Here is a 19,492-nt window from a genome sequence, read left to right on the forward strand (position 1 = left end):
AGTCACTTCTTAGATTATTCCAAGACTTCAATTGCGCAACCGTAATCCCATGCATATTAGCTATTTTGCTTAGCCAATCGCCTCGTTTTACCGTATAAGTTTTGCTTACTGTCGGTGTGCTTGGTTTTTCTGGTGTTGGTTCAGCCGGCTTTTCTGGTGTTGGTGCTGGACTTGATGCTTCACCTTTTGCCACAATCAAAACATTGCCTGGATGAATTAAGTCACTTCTTAGATTATTCCAAGACTTCAATTGCGCAACCGTAATCCCATGCATGTCAGCTATTCTAGCTAACCAATCGCCTGAACGTACGGTGTAAGTTTTTGCATGAGATACAAATACTGCTGGTTGATTAGTAGAAACATTTTGATTAATTGTCGGACTTGTTTCTGTTGTCTCCTCTTTAATATCTGCCTGATTTTCTACAACTGAATGAGCATTCTTCACCCATACCTTCAGTACATCTCCTGGATGGATTAGGTTGCTAGTTAAACCATTTAATTCCTTCAACTCATCCATAGTCATTCCATGATTAACCGCGATACGATAAACTCCATCGCCGGCCTGTACCGTATAACTTCCGATTGCATAATTACTTTCTTGGGCATAAACACTTGGTAAGTTATCTATTTGAGTAACTGCTACTGTAGCTAATACTGACATTGAAATAGACAATAGGCTTGTCTTGATTGCTTTGTGTCTCATTATGGATCCTCCTTTATTAATTCGGTTGACTTCACTTACAAAGTATATCATATCATTGTGTAAAAATAATGAATAATACGCATTCGTAATATTTGTAATAAAAAAGCCAGTAAAACTGGCTATAAAAATCTATTTATTCAAAAAGCTTTTGCTCTTTAATTGCATCCTCAAGCGATATGTTTTTTAATTGTTCTAATAAATCACTAAGCGTCTCCTGCGACTCACTGATCTTAGTCAAATCACTTTTTTTAATTTGGTCAGCAAATTCTAATTGATCTACGAATTCCTGATACATATCTTGAATTTTATCACGATTGGCCTCATAAGTTTGCTGGTCTTCAGGCAATGAAGCAAGATTATCAAAATGTTTTTGATACAAACTTTCCATTTGTTTATCCAAGTCTAATGTTTGCTGGTAATAGGCATAATTTTTCCAATGAGTTAATAATTCCTCTTGACTATATTCTTTAGCTTTTACTTTCTCAGGCTCTGTTAAAGAATAATCCGAAACAAACTTGGCAACTTCTTCTGTTAATTGCAATTGTCCCAACTCAAAATCTTGTTCGATTTTAGCCAATCGCTCTTGGTAGTTTCTCAAATAAACTAGGTAAGTTTGATCCACTATACTGTTTAGCTGATTTAAAGCAACCGACATATAACCGGTAAAATTCTCAACTTCCGGGTCTTCTTTCAGCAGGTCCTGATAGACTTCCGTTAAACGGAACTCTCTGTATTTTTCTTTAAAGGCTTCAATTTCATCACTTACTTCCATCTTAGCTTCAAGATAAGCCTGTGGTAAAAATTCAATAATTGCTTGGTCATCTTTTTTTGATACATACTCGCTAGTTACTTCCACTGTTGTTTGGTCATCCTCAGCATCAATAGGATTGACTAGTGGCAATAGCACAACGGTTGCAATTAAACTTAATATCATTTTTTTCATTTTTTCATTCCTTCTCTCCATTATGAAGTTTCTTATTTAACAGTAAATCAATGTGTTCAATATTATCCTCAAGATAAGCTGAACTAGTTGGTTGAAAGCCTAAGCCCTTGTAAAAATCGATCAAATAAGTTTGACCGGATAGCTTGATCGAAGGATAATTTTTTTGATTAAATAGAAATTCAATAGCTTTAGCCATTATTTGATAAGATAAGCCTTGATTCCGTTGATCTTCTTTTACCAAAACACGACCAATTGATGCTTCTTCAAAACTCACCCCAGGAGCTAATAATCGACAATAGGCAAATATTTCCCCATTTTCTTCAAGGAATAAATGATCAGCCTCTATATCTAAATAATCAATGTCTAAATAGGGACACTTTTGCTCAACCACAAATACTTGGCACCGTAATTGCAATATTTGATAAAGTTCGTAAGTGCTCAAGTCATTAAATTGTTTTATTTTCCATGTCATTTAAGCCCTCCTATTTTAATGGATGCGCTCTTATTAATTACTTATTGATTTTAACAATAAAATAAGAACTAAGCAATAAAGAATGCTAAGTCCTTATTTTCTCTACCTCTATTAATAGGTCTCAAAATATCGATCCAGTTCCCATTGGGAAACATTTTTTAAATAATCCTCATATTCCAATGTTTTTTCTCGAATAAAGTTACTGGCGATATGTTCACCTAAACTTTCCATTATTTCTGGACTGGTCTTCAGTGCATTCACAGCCTCTTTTAAACTAGCTGGGAGCTGATAGATCCCTTTAAGCATACGTTTTTCTTGATCCATTTCATAAATATTTTCACGTACTTCTGCTGGAGGAGTAATTTTCTCCTCAATCCCTTTTAGTCCAGCTGTTAATAGTGAAGCTAAGGCTAAATAAGGATTAGCTGAAGGATCTACACTTCTAACTTCGATACGAGTAGAATTACCACGCGCAGCTGGAATGCGAATTAATGGTGAACGGTTTTGACCAGACCAGGCAATATAAACAGGCGCTTCATAGCCACTGACTAAGCGCTTGTATGAATTAACAGTTGGATTCACAATAGCTGTGTAAGCTGATGCATACTTCATTAAACCACCAATGAAATAATAAGCTGTTTGCGAAAGCCCCTCTTTACCTTCCGGGTCATAAAAAGCATTACCATCTTCTGTAAACAAAGACAGATTAAAGTGCATACCTGAACCTGCCAAACCATAAACCGGTTTTGGCATAAAGGATGCGTGCATATTATGACGATGGGCTACTGAGCGAACAATTAATTTGAAAATTTGAATGTTATCACAAGCTGTTAAAGCATCTGAATATTTCCAATCAATTTCGTGTTGGCCAGGTCCGCATTCATGGTGACTGGCTTCAATCTCAAACCCTAAGTCTTCTAACTCTAAAACAATATCACGACGAGTATTTTCTGCTGAATCAATCGGAGCTAAGTCAAAATAGCCTCCCTTATCATTTAATTCCATGGTGGGATTCCCATTCTCATCATTTTTAAAAAGATAAAATTCTGGTTCTGGCCCCAAGTTGAATGAAGTAAAACCTAGTTTTTGCATTTTAGTAAGCACTCTTTTCAGGTTAGTTCTCGGATCACCTGAGAAGGGCTGACGATGGGCTGTTTCCACATCACAAATTAAAGAAGCAACATTACCGCTTCCTTCTTTCCAATTATAAACTAACCAAGAATCATAATCCGGTACCAAATACATATCACTTTCTTCTATCCGAACAAAACCATCAATGGAGGAACCATCAAAAGTCATATTATTATCAAGAGCTTTTTCGATTTGTGAGACTGGAATTTCTACGTTTTTAATTTTCCCCATAATATCGGTAAACATTAAACGAATGAATTGAACCTTTTGTTCCTTAATATCCTGTAAGATCGCTGCGCGTGTCCATTTGTTTTGTGACATAATTGCCTCCTAAGATAAGAATAAGCTCATTATAGTCCTCTATTTGGGACTTGTTTCACTTTAATCTAAAGTTTCTTAAGTTGAATTTCCGAACGTTCAGAAATATAAATCCACTTATTTTTCTCCTTTCTATAAGGGGGACTTAAAATAAATGGAGTTATTACTCAAAACTTCTAAAGTATTTGGACTCGGGATAAGAAAAGACATCTTGGAGCTGTCAGAAGTTTGACACTTAGAAATCGCTTATTTTTAATGATCTTTTTAACTTCATACTTAGAGTTACTTTTATCAGCATTATGCTTAATAGGATTGAAACACAGCTCAAGATAATGATTCAATTAGCCTGTTTTTTCGCCTATAAATCATCGATCAGCTGCATAATTGATGCCATTAGATTCTCATTATCTATAAATGGAATAGCAAAATAGTTCCTAAATTACAGGATGATTTTATTTCTTTTTCTCCAGCTTAAAATTTTCAATTAAAAATACGGAGGAAAAATAGAGAATCGGTAGTATAAAATAACTAATTATTTTAAAAGTATTGTCTGAAATATATGATAAAAAAAGAAAACTAATTAGAAGAACAACTTGAAGAAGACCTAACCAGGGTTTACCTGAAATCTCTATATAATCACCCGATTTGACCTCTAGGGGATTGCTTCTCATCCCTAATTGCTTAACAACTATAGTTGAACCTTCTACTACCTCAAGAGTGATTGTCTCATTCGTATGTATTTTCCCAATTGACTTGCCATCCTGATAGACAGTTAGGGGCATTAATCCCCCCATAAAATAAGCATTTCTTGTAATCTTTACCTGCATATTATTCCTCCTCTATTTCGTTTAATTATATCACAAGCTAAAGTAAGTCTTAAAAAGGCGAAAGTATCTTTCATCAAAGATTCATCACAGCATCTCATCAAAGAATGAGAGCATCATCAAAGGAATCATCTTCTCAACTACAGCTCACCCTTCTTCCTTGCGATGAGCCACCATGTCCTTCCTTTTACGGTAGAGTCCGTCTGTCTTCAAAGTTATTAACACATTTGGTGGTAGGATAGGGCCTGTTCAATCGCTTTTAAAGCATGACGATTCATTTCAACCAAACGAGTAGCTTCTTGATAATGATAGGAAGTCCCTTCGTCTCGCAAGGCTTTAAAAGGAGTTAAAAAAGTATTTTCTGCTATCTCTTCTAAAGTCCCACAGCAGCCCGCACTTATAACTTCTTCCACCCCATAAGCAATTAAAAGTTCTAAAATAGCCGTTGCTGCTGCCGCAGCAACAAAGGCTTGGACCAGACATACTGGGATCATTCCAAAAGAGGGGACAGACCTCTGGTTTTTGCTTGGGGCTTGCTTCACAATGACTAATCTTTCCTCTTACATTATTTATAAAGTGGCAGAACACCTTTTTTACTATACGCTTGATTCATTGGGTCTGCAATAGTTTTGTGGAGTTGGTCTAAGGGTTGCATATTTAAATCTTCCTAAACAATATTATTTTCAAGAAGGTACACGTCTTAATATACTAGTTAGATACAATTAAAAACTCAGCCTATAATTAGACTGAGTCGCAATTGATTATAACACCTTATCCAAGAACTCTTTGGTTCTGGCTTTGGCAGGATGTTTAAAAATTAGATTGGTATCGGCATCTTCAATTACATAGCCTTCTTCCACGAAGATCACTCGGTCTGACACTTCGCGGGCAAAGCCTATCTCGTGGGTTACCACCATGGTCATTCCATCATTTGCCAAATTTGGCATAACTTCCAAAATATCGCCCACCATCTTCGAATCTTCTTTCACTGTAAACATCGAGCCTACTTCAAAATAAAGGTCTGAGAAATCAAAGGTCTCTTTTCTTTCATAGTTATACCCATAGCAGCAATCATCCCATCTGCTTGATTACTTTCTAAGGCTTGCAGGCCAGAAGAAGGCATAATTTTATAATCAATCTTGAAGCCGGCTTCTTCAGCTATGGCTTCGAGAATTTCAATGTCAATTCCTTTAAGATTACCTTCATCATCGGTAAATTCAAAAGGTGCATAATCAGAAGCAGTTATAATAGAATAGGTTTCTTGGTTGGATGGCTATTTATTTTGAGCATTAACCGTAAATCCACTTATTATTACACTCATTAATAGTGTGGCTAAAACCGGCCACTTTTTTATCAGTGGTTGAACAATTTTTTCACATTATTACTTCTTATCCTATAATTGCATAATGAATCTTAATCAACATCAAAAGTTTTACATTATTATATTATAATACTAATATGATGATATTGCTTAAAACTCTCTTTATATTAAAAATATAAGCGACTAGATATTAAAAATAAATTTACCTTTAACAGGCCAATAAAAATCAACTTCGCTCTGAGCAATGAACGATTTTCAGCTAATAGTGCTTCCTATCCTGTTTGGATGGGTGCAGGGCCTAAACTTTTCAACGCGTTTTCCTTCCATCATTCTGAACAAGAGTTACTTAAGGCAACTATTTAAAACGAAAACTATACAACTACAGACATCTCAAAAACAAGAGATGTCTGTGACTGTTTACTGATAATACTGTGCTTGTGCTTGCCACAACTCCTTGTATTTACCTTCTTGGTGAACCAAGTTTTCATGACTACCTCTTTGAACAATTCGTCCTCGATCAAAAACGAGAACTTCATCACAAAAGCGGCAAGAAGACAAACGGTGGGAAATATAGAAGGCTGTTTTATCCCTTACAATTTGGGAAAAATTTTGGTAAATTTCAAATTCAGCCACCGGATCTAAGGCTGCCGTCGGCTCGTCTAGAATAAAAACTGGCGCATCTTTATATATGGCACGGGCCATGGCAATTTTTTGAGCCTGCCCACCAGAAACATGGACCCCCTCAGGATCATACTCCGTGCCTAAATATGTTTCAATTCCTCTATCAAGCGTTTCTACAAAATCGTTCAGACCTAGTTCTCTAAGCGCATTATTTACTTGATGGCGATCATAATCTGGTCGAACTGCAATATTTTCTGCCATAGAAAGTCCTAACAACCGGAAATCTTGAAAAACTACGGAGAATAATTGGTAAAATTCTTTTAAAGCGTATTTATCGGCATCAATTTTATTCAATAGAACTTTTCCTTGAGTAGGTTCATAAAGTCGCATCAACACTTTTATGAATGTCGTCTTACCGGATCCATTCTCTCCAACAATCGCATAGTGTTTGCCCACTTCAAACGTTTCAGTAATACCCTGTAAGGTTGCTTGATCAGCACCTGGGAAAGTGAAAGAAAGGTTCTTTACAGTCAATTGGTAATCATTATCCAGTCTTTTTTCAATCGGAAGAGAACCTCTGGCTTCTTCATCAGGTAAATCCATTAATTCATAGTACCTTTGCATGGGAGCTGTTTGGGCAAAAATGTTTAAAAACGCCATGGCTTCAATCAAAGACACCATCAATTGGTTGATCCCTCCAATCATTTGAACAACCAAGCCTACCGATAAATTCCCAGAAATAACACGTACCCCAATTAATAAATAAATGGCTCCGGTGACAAGTTGTGAACCCACATTGTTGATTAAGCGAACTTTACCAAAGCCTCCATAGTACACTCTCTCAAACACCTTATATTCATCCAAATACCTTTGCGTATGCTGTTTAATTTTATCTTGTAAATGATACAGTCTCACTTCTTTCCCAGCTTCTACTTCACTCAGGTTATGAGCCAAATAATTAAAGGCATTATTCGTCTTAAGTAACCAACCGGATAACTCGTCTACTCCTTGCATGGTTTTTTGAGACCAAATTGTCTGAAGCGTGATGACTACTATAATAAGAACAATGAGTATACCATTTAAACTATAGGGGTGAAACCAATTGAAAGGATACCCTTTATCCAATTGCCACAAAGGCGTTAAAAGAATAAGGGCAAAAACAATTTGAACGAGAGCTTCCACTAATAAGTAAGTGTTATGATAAATAACTTTGAAACTGGAAGCATTTTGAATTTGATCACGGTTTATTTGGTGGATTTTTTCCTTAATCGTCGCCTCATCCGCATAGTGGAAATTCATGACCAGTAATTTTTCGTTAGGTAAAGCCGTTATTTTACGCAGTATGGCTTGATGTTTTTTGTCGACCATTGGTTTTAACCAATGGACCAGCGCATTTAAAATTAAAAAGAGCACGAGGTATTGAGCAATTAGCTGATAGACGTGGTCGAAATCTTTGGCTGCTAAATGAGTTAGGATTTGAGCAATGTAGATGAAATTTAAGAAAGGAATGGCACTAGAAAAAATACTGATTACTAACTTATAAAGAAGCCCTTGCTTACCGTATTGCCAGATATCTTTAAATGTTCTTAGAAATAATTGGCGCTTGGTCATTAGATTAATCCTCCTTGCTCACTAAGTTCTTCACTCTCAGGCTCTGTGATCTTCTCCCGATAATAATAAGCTTGCGTTTCAAACATATGATAATAAGCGCCCTTTTCTTGCATTAAGTCTTTGTGACTTCCCTCTTCTGCTACTTGCCCCTTATGTAAATATATAATTCGCTCACAAAATTGGGTCGAGGCTAGACGGTGGGATATAAACAGGGCGATCTTCCCTTTCGAAAAGGCTAAATAATTCTGATAGACTTCACTCTCACTAATCGGGTCAAGAGCCGCTGTCGGCTCATCAAGCACTAATATTGGAGCCTTTTTGTATAAAGCTTGCGCTAACTTTAATTTTTGTAATTGTCCACCGGATAACTGCATGCCTTCACTATTTACTTCACGAACAATGGCAGTTTGATCGCCGTGAGGCAAACTGGCCACCACTTTAGCCATACCACTTTGATTGAGCACTTGGTGGTAACGAAGCGCATCTTCCTCATATCCTTGAAGAATAGTGTCTTTGATCGTAAACGTAAAAAGATAATTATCTTGAAAAACAGGCGCAAACAGGCGGTAATAATCTTCAATAGCAAATTTACTTCGATCAATGCCATTGATTAATACTTCACCATGATCGGGTTTTAAAAGTCCTAGCATTAATTTAATTAAAGTGGTTTTGCCTGCTCCATTTTCACCCACGATAGCTAGCTTTTCATTAGCATGAATCTTTAAATTGAAGTTGTTAATAATCGGTCGGTTCGCATTCGGATAAGTGTAGGTCACATTACGAAACTCGATTGTTTTAATTTCTTGTGGTATTGCTTCGTGCGGCTGGTGGTTCAAGACGGGTCTCTGGTTAAAATAATAATACAGAGCCATTAACTTTTCATTTTGTAAGAAAAAGGTGGCGCTCGCATTAATAAAGTTGGTTAAACTGCTTGCCATCATGGTTACCAAGCTCGCATAAATCAAAAAGTTTGACGGCTCCATTTGGCCTGCTCGAATCTCTTGCACACTTTGATGATATGCAAGGCCCATCATGATCACTAGCATGCCCATTACATAGAGCCCTTCAATCCGTTTCCATTTATTCTCAGGGCGCACAATCCTTTCATAGTCTGCCCAAAGTTGATCGAAAATGTCCTTAAACCAAGCGCTCATGGAATAGAGTCGAACATCTTTAGCCACTCGTTGATCTCCCATCGTATGATTCAAATAGCTAAACTTCGTATTATTCTTGACATGAAGGGGACGATTAGCCTTTAATAATTTATTTTGGAAATGCTTGATTACCAATAAGCCACTGATCATCACGACCAGTAACAAGAGAAAGATACTAGACAGTTGAGCTAAAACATTGATGTAGATTAAAACGGATAGCAAGGCAATCATCACTTCAGCAGAGTTCGCAATGATACCACCCAATGCTTCCTCACTATGGTCTAAACACCGTGACGCATTATCAAAGAGTTTAGCGGCATCTGACCCGACTAACAGAGGATAATCCAATCTTGCTCTTTCTGCAAAAACATCATTAAACATATGTATGTGAAATGATACTCTATGCTTTTCTATGGTAGTCAATACAAATGTTTTTAAAGCTTCCAAAACAATTAATCCACCGATGACTCCTAACACTTGCTTTGAAAAGGATAAGAGGTCACTTTCTTTCATTAATATAGAAATAAGATGGACCGATACAAATAGTTGATAAAGGGGGGTCATAATTCTTAATACAATATCGAGGAAATAATAAAAGAAAAAACATTGATCAAATTGCCACAAACGAGTGACTAAAAATTTTAAAGTATGGGTGCGGTCTCTCATTGCAATCACCTCTCCTTTTCTTGACAATATTATAGAAGGAAAATGCACCTTCAAAACAGAAAGTGCATCAATGGTTCTAATTTTGACATGAGTGGTCATTTTGCAAAGGCAAGGTAACTTCTGTCGCAAAAACCCCTTCTTCCCATTGTCTATTAACAATGCCTTGATTTTTATTGACTGCCGCATCAATCCGTTTTAACCCAAAGCCTTGCCGGTTGAGCGCTTTTAAAGATAAGAAGTTCTGTCTGGGTCTTTGAGCCATGGAGTTTTGAACGCTGATATAAAAAGTGTTTTTTAAGGGGGCAATGTATAAACGGATAAAGGCCGGCTGCTTATCCTTTGCATGAATGGTTGCTTCAAGTGCATTGTTTAATAAATTCCCTAAAATAACGGCTAAATCCGTCGAATGAATACTTAGATTTTTAGGGGCGATTGCATTGGCATGAACGTCGACTCCCTTTGCTTGAGCCCGAGTCAACTTGGTATTAACCAAGGCATCAATTAAGGTATTTCCGGTCCGAATAATCGTATCCACTTGATTCATTTCATTCGTCAGTTCTTGCAGATACTGATCCAAGGCTTGATAGTCTTGACTGGTTAAATAGGCTTGAATGACTTGAAGATGGTTGCGGTAATCATGCCGGATACCCCGCATCTGCCGGTAGATTGACTCGACTTCCAGTGCATAGTCATCCAATTCCTTTTGCTGAATTTGATGAAAACGCAAATCCAGTCTTAAACGGTAGATATACCACAGACTCAGCAATAAAACAAAAAGCACTAAACTTACTAACGCTTTAACCATAAAAGGCACTTCCTTTATAATGTTCGATAAAAGCCTTTTGAATTGTCTTAACTGAGCGACGCGAGAGAGGAACCTTTGCACCAGAAGAAAGAATGACTTCTTCTTTCCCAATACTCTCAACATGATTCAAATTAATTAAATAAGAACGATGTGGTGCTACAAACCGTTGGTCTAAGTCCTCTTTAAAACGAGCTAAGGCCCCTGTTATAAAAAGCTCTTGGTCTAATAACACTAACCGCAACTCACGTTTATTAACCTCAACCAGGATCAAATCATCAAGTTCCAAGACATATTGCTTTCCTATCAGGTCTTCAACAACCAGAAAACGTTCAGATTTCGGTTGAATCAGCAGATATTTAGAAAGCGCTCGCTCTATTGCTGTTGTATTAATCGGCTTTAACAAAAAATCTAGCGCATCTACTTGGTAGCCTTCCACAGCATATTCCGCATAAGCCGTAGCAAAAATAATCTTTAAATAAGGGGCCTTTTCTTTTAATTGATGGGCTAATTCCATGCCATTGATTTCAGCCATTTCAATATCGAGAAAAGCGATTTGCCATTCTTGATGGTCTTCTAAATGAAATAAAAAAGCCTCGGCGGATTCATAACAAGTAATAATCGGCTTGATATGGAGTGTTTGACACGCTGCTTCAATCATCCGCGTCATGTTTTTTCGTTGAATCGCTTCATCCTCTGCTAGGACTATTTGAACAATACGCATAACTACCCTCCGTCGTCATTTTTCTCTTATTATAGCAAATAATCATAAAAATATTAAAAACGATTACACATTTAAAAATTAAACAGTAATTGTTTTGATTGAAGCATATCATTCTTATTTTATTAAATATTATGGTTTACTAACTATGTACGTTACTTTGGCAAAAGAAAGGAATAGTATGTTAAAAGACTTACCAAGACTTTATCAAATTATCTATTATATCAGCTCCATGTCCCTATCAATTATTTTGTTCACGTTAAAAATACTCTATAGTAACTTTGATCAATACAAGCTCAATCATTTTCATGTTATATTGATTGTCCTCGTGGTCCTATTCGTTTTAGGTCTTTTAAGTAGATGGCTCTATGCCCATTTGAAAAAGCAATACGCCCGTAAAGCCTATATTCAGCAAGACCAATATCATATAGAAGACTTTACCAAAGATAAAATCACCGATATCAATGGTCAACCCGTCTCTTTTTTGATTTCCAATGTGACGACGGTCTATATGATTCAGTCATTCACATGGCCTTCTGTATTAGCCTACCTATTTATTCATTTAACTTTATTTACAATGATGATTAAGGGGGAAAGTTTACAACCCAACCCCTTCTTATTACTTTATGGATTGAATATCTACAAAACTAAAAACAATGACTTTCTGTACGATTTTAATCAATCCTTTGCGCATAATGAAATTATGAAGCTATCAAATAATCCTGATTGCCGCTCCTATTTAGTTGGGTCGATTGACTTGAATGCTAAGAAAAAATAGTCTCTCCTATAAAAAAAGTTAGACACTTTAGTCTAACTTCTTTTATAGTTTTAGTATTTTTTAAATTAAATCTTTGTCAAATCGCCTCTTCTCAGTTACCCCTTCAAGCGATTATTCGAACTGTTTTGCTTTTAGGCTACTAATTATTCAACAACTATAAATATTTTATGAATTATTTAATCCTCTTTCTTTTGGAATAAATCTTTTATTTTTTCCCAGACTGAAGGTTGCGATTCTTCTCGCTCGAGTTCTGGCTCTTCTTTGTCTGCTTGTATTTTTTCTGTCTTCAAGACAAACTGCACGGACTTGATTTTTCCATTCTTGCTTGAAGCGTAAGAAATCGGTTGATTGGCATTTCCTGTCAGTTCAGAAAGAGTCGCATCAATTTCTTGCTCTACTTCTTGATCTAAGCCGGCTGTTTTATTCTTAAACTTATTAGAACCTTGCTTTAGTTTGTCGCTGCCCTCATATAAATCATTAGAAGCGTTAACTAATCGATTCAAATTAGCGTCTAATGAAGAACTGCCTTCCACTAATGAGGCGCTGCCCTCACTTAAACTTCTAATACCATTTAAAATAGCTTGATGACTGGACACAAGCTTTCCAAGAGATCCCGTATAATCATCGAGTCCTTGATCAAATTGAGTATATTTAACTGCCAAATCTTCCACACCGCTACTTAATTTAGGTAGTTCAGCTACTAGCTCATCTGAAGTACTAACCATTGCTTGAATGGCTGCGTGAAAGTCTGAATAAGCAGTCGTCAACTCTTGACTACCTGCTTGTAGTTGCATAGTTGAGCTAGAAACTGTCTCTAAATATTGGGCTGTGGCATCAATCATCGCATTGTTAGCCGCAAGTACTTGTTCCAAATTCGCTGCTTGTGTCTGAGCAATGACTTGATCAAGCTGAGCAGCTAGCTCTTCCTTATTCTCAATTTCTGAAGCCCTGATTTGAGAAGCGACACTGGATAAGGATAGGTTTAAATTGTTTACGGCTTGCATTCCATTATTATTGCCTGCTTGCAATTGCTGCATGTCTAAACCATTCTGTCCTAAAGCTGCTGTATATTGCTGGTAGCCTACACTTTGATTCAATTGGGTAATCCCACTATTTAACTCCCCTATTCCGGCTTGCATTTCGATCGATGCTTGATTTAATTGTTGCAGCTTACCTAACTTTTCTGCTAGCAAGCTTAATTGATCATTCGATGCATTGATTAGTGCTTTAAATTGATCCGAACCTTGTCTCAATTCTTCGGAATGACTATCGAGCTCCACTAATCCGGCATGCATTTGCTCAATCCCTTTTTTTAGCGTGACAATTCCGTTATTTACCCTGACAGCTCCTTCTTCTAAACGCTGACTACCACTTGCTAATTGACCAGACCCTTCACTTAATTGCAAAGCTCCATCTTTTAATTCGCCTGCCCCCTCATCTATTTGCTTAACACCACTTTGTAATTCTTCAATTTTTTCAAGCAAGTTGGCATCTTCCAAATCAAATCCCAAATTGATATTGATACCATTAATAGCGATTGGCTCCATTTCAAAATTTTCTACTTTAGCCTTGATTGAAAAATTGGCACCTTGTTTAGGTAAAACAGTATAAGTTAATTGTTTGTTTTTCCCCACATTAGCGATAGTTGCTTCTTCTGCTTGAATAGCTTTTACTTTTTCAGTATCAAAAACTAAAGTAGCCTGAAGACCATAATTATTAAAAAAGAAAGGATCCACTTGTTCATTTTCTTTAATCCTTAATTGTATTTCCAAATCGCCTGATTGACCCACCAAGTCTTGAGCGCTTACTTCTTGTTGATTAAGTAAATACTTAATCGAAATTGCCCATGGTAGTTGTTGATTATTTAATTTCCCTTCATAATACAGCTTATCTTTACCATTCGTAAAGTCGACCCTTCCCTCCTTTAGCTTCAACTCAGTCTCCGATGTCATATTTCTAACCTCAGTATAGTCACCGTAATCGGTAATATCCCCTTCCTGATCAAAAATATTAACTATATAGGCATCATTAAGGCTTCCGTCATAATTTAACAGTCCATACACAACCTCCTCTTTAGCTAAATTCACTTCCCTTGCCAAAACATTGGGTAAACTGCTGCTTAAAATATTCATAATAACTATTCCACTTACCAATTTATTGATTAATTGAGTCTTCATATTTAGTGTTCCTCCTTCACGAATTTTAAACCATAAGTTAATTTTTCAATCGGCTTGTCAAATAAATAAAGCAAACCAGGTAAAACAAAAAGGACAATTAAAATAGAAAAGACTGATCCCCTAGCTAGCAGCCTTCCTAATTGCATTAAAATACCGTGGGTCGTTATATAACCAAGTAGTGACCCTACTAAAACAATGGCAGATCCGGATGTCATAATTGAAACCGTAACATTAGAAATCGTTTCGATAATGGCTGCTTTTCTCTCAAGCCTTTCACGGTTTTCTAAATATCTTCTTGCCAGCAATATGGCATAATCAACAGTAGCCCCCAATTGAATCGCTCCTACAAGTAAATATGAAAAATAAAAAAGAACCTGATCAGTGAAATAAGGAGTGGCTAAGTTAATCCAAACAGCTGTTTCGATGGATAAAACCAAGATGAATGGAATAATTATTGATTTGAAACTAATGGCTAAAACAATGAATACAGCAGCTGTTGAGATCAAATTGACGCTCAAGTTATCCTTTGTTATGGTATCCATTAGGTCGTAAGTACTCGCACTTTCTCCCGCCAAATGGGCTTGATGAGGGTAGAATTTATCAGCTGCCTCACGTATTTCCTCAACTAAGTTAAAAGATTTTTCTCCTTCATATTCCGAATCAACTGTTAGAATCATTCGACTATAGTTTTCTGATTCTAATAGCTTTAGGGTCTCTGCATCTAAAAACTCTTTAGGGATTTCAGGCCCAACGGTATCTACATAAGAAATGATCTCCTTGACCTCAGGAATTTTTTTCAACTGATTACTCAGAGCGATTTCTTTAGTCTGCTCACCTTTAGGTACAATTAAAACCATCCGATTGGACTGACCAAAGTGTTCCTTGATTTTCGCAGAATCTTGACCCAGTTTTGTCTCTGGTCCAAATATATGTTCAGGGCCGTAATAGTAGTTATTTTCCTTTTGCGCTAAAAAAGAAGGAACTACCAAAATAGCAAAAACAACTACTAATGGAAACATCATTTTAGTAACGCCCTTACCTAATCTTCTAAATTGTGGTAGAAGTGGTTGATGTTTCGTCCTTTCCATTAAACGGTAGGTTTTTATAACCAAGACTGGTAATAAGATAAAAACAGTAAGTAAGCTAATCACAATCCCTTTAGCTAAGGCTATACCTAAATCAGGGCCAATTTTAAATTGCATTAAGGTCAATGCAGCAAAACTAATGCCGGTGGTCAAGCCACTAGAAGCGATCGAACCACGTGATTGACTTAAAGCTTTGACCATCGCTGCCTCAGCTTCCATACCTAGCTGCCGATTTTCTTCAAAACGATGAAGTAAAAAGACCGAATAGTCAAGCGATACTGCTAAGAGCAAAATATTGCCAGCACCGCTGGTTACAAAGGAAATGGTACCAAAAAGCAAGTTTGACCCAGCATTTAAAAGAATTGATACCCCAATCGTTAACAATAAAATAAGGGGCTCAAACCAATAATTGGTCGTAATTAATAAAATAACTAAGACAACTGGAATCGTAACCTTAATGATTTTACCGATTTCTTCAACCGTGGATTCAGCTGCAACTGCCGTGTTAACCGCCGCTCCCTCCAAATATCCCCTATTTCCTATCAAATCGCGCAGAGCATCAACCGCTTTTATTCGCTCTCTTTCATCGATAGTAATTGAATACAATGCATTTTGGTTTTTATAATAAGCCTCAACAAGCTCTTGATCATATTGATCCAATGGTTCCGTTATGTTAACAGTGTCATCTAACCAAAGGACCTCATCCACTCCTTTAATTTGACTAATTTTATCCTTAAATGCTAACGCTTGAGGAATGGTTAGGTTCTCTAGCATTAAACGCGCATTAGGGACTTGACCTTCAAACTCTTCCTCCATCATTGATAAAGCTTGCGTAGAAGGACTGTCTGAAGGAAGATAATCATTCATATCATAGTTCACCTGTACTCTAGGCACACTTAATAGACTTATTACAGATCCAATCATAAAAAAGAACAAGACAAGCTTGTCATGCTGCAATATCTTTCTAAATACTTTTTCCATACTTCCTCCTTAAATAAAAATATTGTCGTTAAATAGGATTGTTAAACGACTACTTTTAGAGTATATTAGAGCTAGATATATTAGACAATGTTCAATATAAGGACAGTTGGCCTATTTTTAGACATTTTATATTATTTGTCCGATTGTTCATTCAAGGAGGAAGTATGAAAAAAGAACGAATTACAACAACAATGACGAAAAGAGCTTTAGCTGATTCTTTAAAGAAACTAATGAATAAAAAAGCCTTAGACAAGATATCGATTCGTGAAATTGTAGAAGACTGTGGCGTCAACCGCAAAACTTTTTATTACCATTTTACTAATATCTACGATTTACTCAACTGGATGTTTGAAGATGAAGCGATTGAACCGATACAAAAATATGACTATTTTACCGAATATGATGAAGTGGTGCGCTTTGCCATGAACTATGTGGAAGAAAATGAACACGTAGTTAGCTCAGCCATCAATGCCTTAGGTAGAGATGAATTGAAAAAATTCTTCTATAATAACTTCATTGAAAATATGCGTAATATTGTCGATGACATTTCAAAAGAGATGGTCATTCCTGAAGATTATAAGGACTTCCTGATTGACTTTTATACCGATTCCTTTGCTTCCCTACTGACTAATTGGACACACAACAAAGATAAAAAAGATAAAGAAAAATATATTGAATACATCTCTATTACCCTCTTTGAAGGAATACGTCCTGATCTTGAACGGACACATGAACACTTTGCTAATCAGTAACTATTAAAAACCCCTGAAGTCAGATTGGACTGATCTCAGGGGCTTTGTTTTCTTAATAAAAGTTATTTGATCTTTACTCGCCAGAAATATACTCGAAACCGTCAGTTATCAGCCCCTTTGTCATTCAATTTTTAGTCGTTAATGAATAATTTGTATGATAAGATTTTATTATCTTAAGTTTTACTGGTACAAAGTACTCAAACTAATTAAAGGTAAGGAGCCCATTGGATGAAGTTAATAATAAAACACTTAAAAAAAAGATTTTAAAGAAACACAAGTCTTAAAAGACGTTAACTTTGAGTTTGAAGCAGGCAAAATATATGGTCTTTTAGGGAAAAATGGAGCAGGTAAAACGACCTTTTTCAATATTATTTATGGTGAACTAGAACAAAGTGGTGGTCTCTTTTTTCTTGAAGAAAACGGAAGGCTTTCTGATATCAGCTATGAGCAGGTTGGCATGCTATTTTCAGAAAATTTTTTGCCCGATTTCTTAACAGGCTATGAGTATGTTAAGTTTTTTAATGATTTAAACGGAGAAGGTCAAGCTCCCGATCATTACCTGGATTTGATGGCGTTCTCTGAAGAAGACAGACACCGCTTAATCAAAGACTATTCGCATGGGATGAAATCGAAACTCTCGCTCCTCTCAATTATCATTGGAAAACAAAAAATAATTCTTTTAGATGAACCACTGACTTCCATCGATGTTGTAATGGCGGCTGAGATAAAGAAAATATTAAAAGAATTAAAAAAAGAACATATTTTGATTCTCTCTACGCATATGCTTGAACTTGCCAAAGAACTATGTGATGAAATAGTCATATTAAGTGATGGAAGATGCATACCCTTTGAACACCTAAAAAAAGATGAAGATTTTGAATCGAAAATTGTCGAACTTTTAAAGGAGGACAAAGGAGGTGAATAAAATATTAACCTTTTTAATCCAATATCAGCTGATTAGTTTTTACAATGGGTTCATTTTTAATTTGCAAAGAATACCTCTCATTGGAAAAATCTTTTCGAATAAGTTATATCACTCTAAATTCTTACTTAAATGGGGACCTCCACTTTCAGTAATCTTTCAAATGATAAAACCCATTGTAACAAATATAGCTTTTATCGCGATTGTCGGCCTTTTGCTTCCTACTTTTTCGAATAAGTATGTCGAATCAGAAGAGATTATGTTTTTAAAATATGGGCCTTTTTATCTATCACTAGTGATGCTAATGATGGCAGTAGCGATTGAAATCTATAGCGCCTTTGAAAACGCTGAAGATAAATATATGCATATTAAGATCTTTAGAGTGAATCCTAGATTTTACTCTATCGCCAATGATCTTTTGAAGTATGGACCTAAAATCGTCGGATTTAGTATTGGGATGTTCCTCTTTTCTTTTATTTTCAAGATCACTTTACTTGAAGGCTTTTCATTTGTTATTTTTTCGATTGGACTAAGATTATTTATTAGAAGTATCTTTCTCTACTTGTGTCGCAACAATTATCCTCTCGGCAAAAAAGTGGCTAATTTTCTAGTTTTTTTCACTTGTGGAGTAGGCTTTCTTTTAGCAATAGTCGGTACTTTGGTAGATTTGGGGTTTAATTATGCCTTCTTTTTCTCAATCAATTTTTTAGCCCCTGGACTTTTTATGCTATTACTAACCATTATTTTCACTTTAAAAACTTCTTATCTGGAGCAATTTATTTTGAAGTCTTTAAGTATTAACGATTTACTGGAGTCCCAACAATTCGTTGATGAAATAGATAGCCAGTCCGCAAAAGTGGAAGACAAAGATATCCGAATAGGAAAGACTGATTATTCCAATGATCAAGGAATTATCTATCTTAATAAGATTTTTTATGATCGAATTGGTTCAGTCTTTAAAAAGAAAATTTTGTTTCGATTAGCCCTAATCATTATCGCTCTCCTTATTCTTAATGCTTTAAAGTACCTTATTCCCATCTCTCCTGCAGCTGTTAAAAAGCTCTCACAATTTATTCCATTAATATTATTACTGCTTGCTAGAAGTATGTATTTAGGTGAGTTTTTTACCAAAACAAGCTTTTACTATATGGACCGTAAACTGTTAAGCTTTCATTTTTATCGAGCGAAAGAAAATATAACTACTGCTATTGTTTTTAGAACAAAACAGTTGCTTAAGTACAATCGTCCATAATTTATTGTCGCTTTAATTGGTCTATTATTCACTTATTATCATTGGGATCTATTCGATAGTCAAAGCGTTTTAGTGATGGTCACCAGTTTAATCAGTGGGTATGTCTTTATGACCTTTCATTTTCTTTTTGCTTATTACATGTTTCAACCCTTTACCAATCAAATGAAGGTAAAAAACCCTTTCTATAGTGGAATTCTCAATTTTGTCCTCTATATTTTGTATTTTAGTATGGTTAGATTATCTTCCTATACTCACTAT

Annotated in this window: 18 protein-coding genes; 4 read left to right on the plus strand and 14 right to left on the minus strand. The window is 35.9% G+C overall.

The features are described 5' to 3' along the window. The 12 genes from ACQV2G_RS06910 to ACQV2G_RS06965 form a co-directional block, all read right to left on the minus strand. On the minus strand, window positions 1–703 hold a 703-nt coding region (locus tag ACQV2G_RS06910; protein WP_428876439.1), incomplete at its 3' end, for a LysM peptidoglycan-binding domain-containing protein. Between the two features lie 133 nt (window positions 704–836). Beyond that, window positions 837–1,646, minus strand: a complete 810-nt coding sequence (locus ACQV2G_RS06915) for a hypothetical protein (protein WP_428875532.1) — start codon at window positions 1,644–1,646, stop codon at window positions 837–839. A 4-nt stretch (window positions 1,647–1,650) separates the two neighbouring features. Beyond that, window positions 1,651–2,118 (minus strand): GNAT family N-acetyltransferase, encoded by a 468-nt coding sequence (locus tag ACQV2G_RS06920; RefSeq protein WP_428875530.1) that lies wholly within the window; start codon window positions 2,116–2,118, stop codon window positions 1,651–1,653. 111 nt (window positions 2,119–2,229) lie between these two features. Further along, entirely contained in the window at window positions 2,230–3,570 is a 1,341-nt protein-coding gene (gene glnA / locus ACQV2G_RS06925) for a type I glutamate--ammonia ligase (protein WP_428874116.1), read from the minus strand. Between the two features lie 449 nt (window positions 3,571–4,019). Continuing rightward, complete coding sequence (locus ACQV2G_RS06930; protein ID WP_428874115.1) at window positions 4,020–4,394, minus strand: hypothetical protein; 375 nt, start codon at window positions 4,392–4,394, stop codon at window positions 4,020–4,022. Between the two features lie 215 nt (window positions 4,395–4,609). Then, complete coding sequence (locus ACQV2G_RS06935; RefSeq protein WP_428875528.1) at window positions 4,610–4,933, minus strand: hypothetical protein; 324 nt, start codon at window positions 4,931–4,933, stop codon at window positions 4,610–4,612. A gap of 219 nt (window positions 4,934–5,152) precedes the next feature. Further along, the gene (locus ACQV2G_RS06940; protein ID WP_428874113.1) at window positions 5,153–5,389 is read right to left on the minus strand and encodes a hypothetical protein; all 237 of its coding nucleotides are present in this window, start codon (window positions 5,387–5,389) and stop codon (window positions 5,153–5,155) included. A gap of 5 nt (window positions 5,390–5,394) precedes the next feature. Beyond that, window positions 5,395–5,640, minus strand: a complete 246-nt coding sequence (locus tag ACQV2G_RS06945) for a transporter substrate-binding domain-containing protein (protein WP_428876462.1) — start codon at window positions 5,638–5,640, stop codon at window positions 5,395–5,397. A 489-nt stretch (window positions 5,641–6,129) separates the two neighbouring features. After that, window positions 6,130–7,944: an ABC transporter ATP-binding protein gene (locus ACQV2G_RS06950; RefSeq protein ID WP_428876441.1), complete on the minus strand. Its 1,815-nt coding sequence runs from the start codon at window positions 7,942–7,944 to the stop codon at window positions 6,130–6,132. Continuing rightward, a complete protein-coding gene (locus tag ACQV2G_RS06955; protein WP_428876442.1) occupies window positions 7,944–9,764 on the minus strand; it encodes an ABC transporter ATP-binding protein in 1,821 nt (606 codons plus the stop codon). The genes ACQV2G_RS06950 and ACQV2G_RS06955 overlap by 1 nt, the downstream gene beginning before the upstream one ends. A 76-nt stretch (window positions 9,765–9,840) precedes the next feature. Further along, the gene (locus ACQV2G_RS06960) at window positions 9,841–10,569 is read right to left on the minus strand and encodes a sensor histidine kinase (RefSeq protein ID WP_428874110.1); all 729 of its coding nucleotides are present in this window, start codon (window positions 10,567–10,569) and stop codon (window positions 9,841–9,843) included. Then, a complete protein-coding gene (locus ACQV2G_RS06965) occupies window positions 10,562–11,290 on the minus strand; it encodes a LytR/AlgR family response regulator transcription factor (protein WP_428874109.1) in 729 nt (242 codons plus the stop codon). Before ACQV2G_RS06965 ends, ACQV2G_RS06960 begins: the two co-directional genes overlap by 8 nt. 178 nt (window positions 11,291–11,468) lie before the next feature. Between ACQV2G_RS06965 and ACQV2G_RS06970 the strand changes: the two genes are divergently transcribed. Then, entirely contained in the window at window positions 11,469–12,065 is a 597-nt protein-coding gene (locus ACQV2G_RS06970) for a hypothetical protein (RefSeq protein ID WP_428876443.1), read from the plus strand. A gap of 176 nt (window positions 12,066–12,241) precedes the next feature. On the opposite strand, the gene ACQV2G_RS06975 is transcribed toward ACQV2G_RS06970, so the two are convergent. Both ACQV2G_RS06975 and ACQV2G_RS06980 read right to left on the minus strand, forming a co-directional pair. Continuing rightward, window positions 12,242–14,242 (minus strand): hypothetical protein, encoded by a 2,001-nt coding sequence (locus ACQV2G_RS06975; RefSeq protein WP_428876444.1) that lies wholly within the window; start codon window positions 14,240–14,242, stop codon window positions 12,242–12,244. Window positions 14,243–14,244: 2 nt separating this feature from the next. Then, window positions 14,245–16,308 carry an efflux RND transporter permease subunit gene (locus ACQV2G_RS06980; protein ID WP_428875268.1) on the minus strand — a complete coding sequence of 688 codons (2,064 nt, stop codon included), beginning with the start codon at window positions 16,306–16,308 and terminating at the stop codon, window positions 14,245–14,247. 164 nt (window positions 16,309–16,472) lie between these two features. Here ACQV2G_RS06980 and ACQV2G_RS06985 point away from each other — a divergent pair, with 164 nt between their 5' ends. The 3 genes from ACQV2G_RS06985 to ACQV2G_RS06995 all read left to right on the plus strand — a co-directional run bounded on the left by ACQV2G_RS06985 (window position 16,473) and on the right by ACQV2G_RS06995 (window position 19,234). After that, on the plus strand, window positions 16,473–17,060 hold the full coding sequence (locus ACQV2G_RS06985; RefSeq protein WP_428874105.1) for a TetR/AcrR family transcriptional regulator C-terminal domain-containing protein: 588 nt from the start codon (window positions 16,473–16,475) through the stop codon (window positions 17,058–17,060). Window positions 17,061–17,376: 316 nt separating this feature from the next. Then, complete coding sequence (locus tag ACQV2G_RS06990; protein WP_428876464.1) at window positions 17,377–17,985, plus strand: ATP-binding cassette domain-containing protein; 609 nt, start codon at window positions 17,377–17,379, stop codon at window positions 17,983–17,985. Beyond that, a complete protein-coding gene (locus ACQV2G_RS06995; RefSeq protein ID WP_428876445.1) occupies window positions 17,978–19,234 on the plus strand; it encodes a hypothetical protein in 1,257 nt (418 codons plus the stop codon). Before ACQV2G_RS06990 ends, ACQV2G_RS06995 begins: the two co-directional genes overlap by 8 nt. The last annotated feature ends 258 nt before the right edge of the window (window positions 19,235–19,492 follow it).

It is taken from the genome of Facklamia sp. P12955 (assembly GCF_050409565.1).
Taxonomy (GTDB): Bacteria; Bacillota; Bacilli; order Lactobacillales; family Aerococcaceae; genus Facklamia.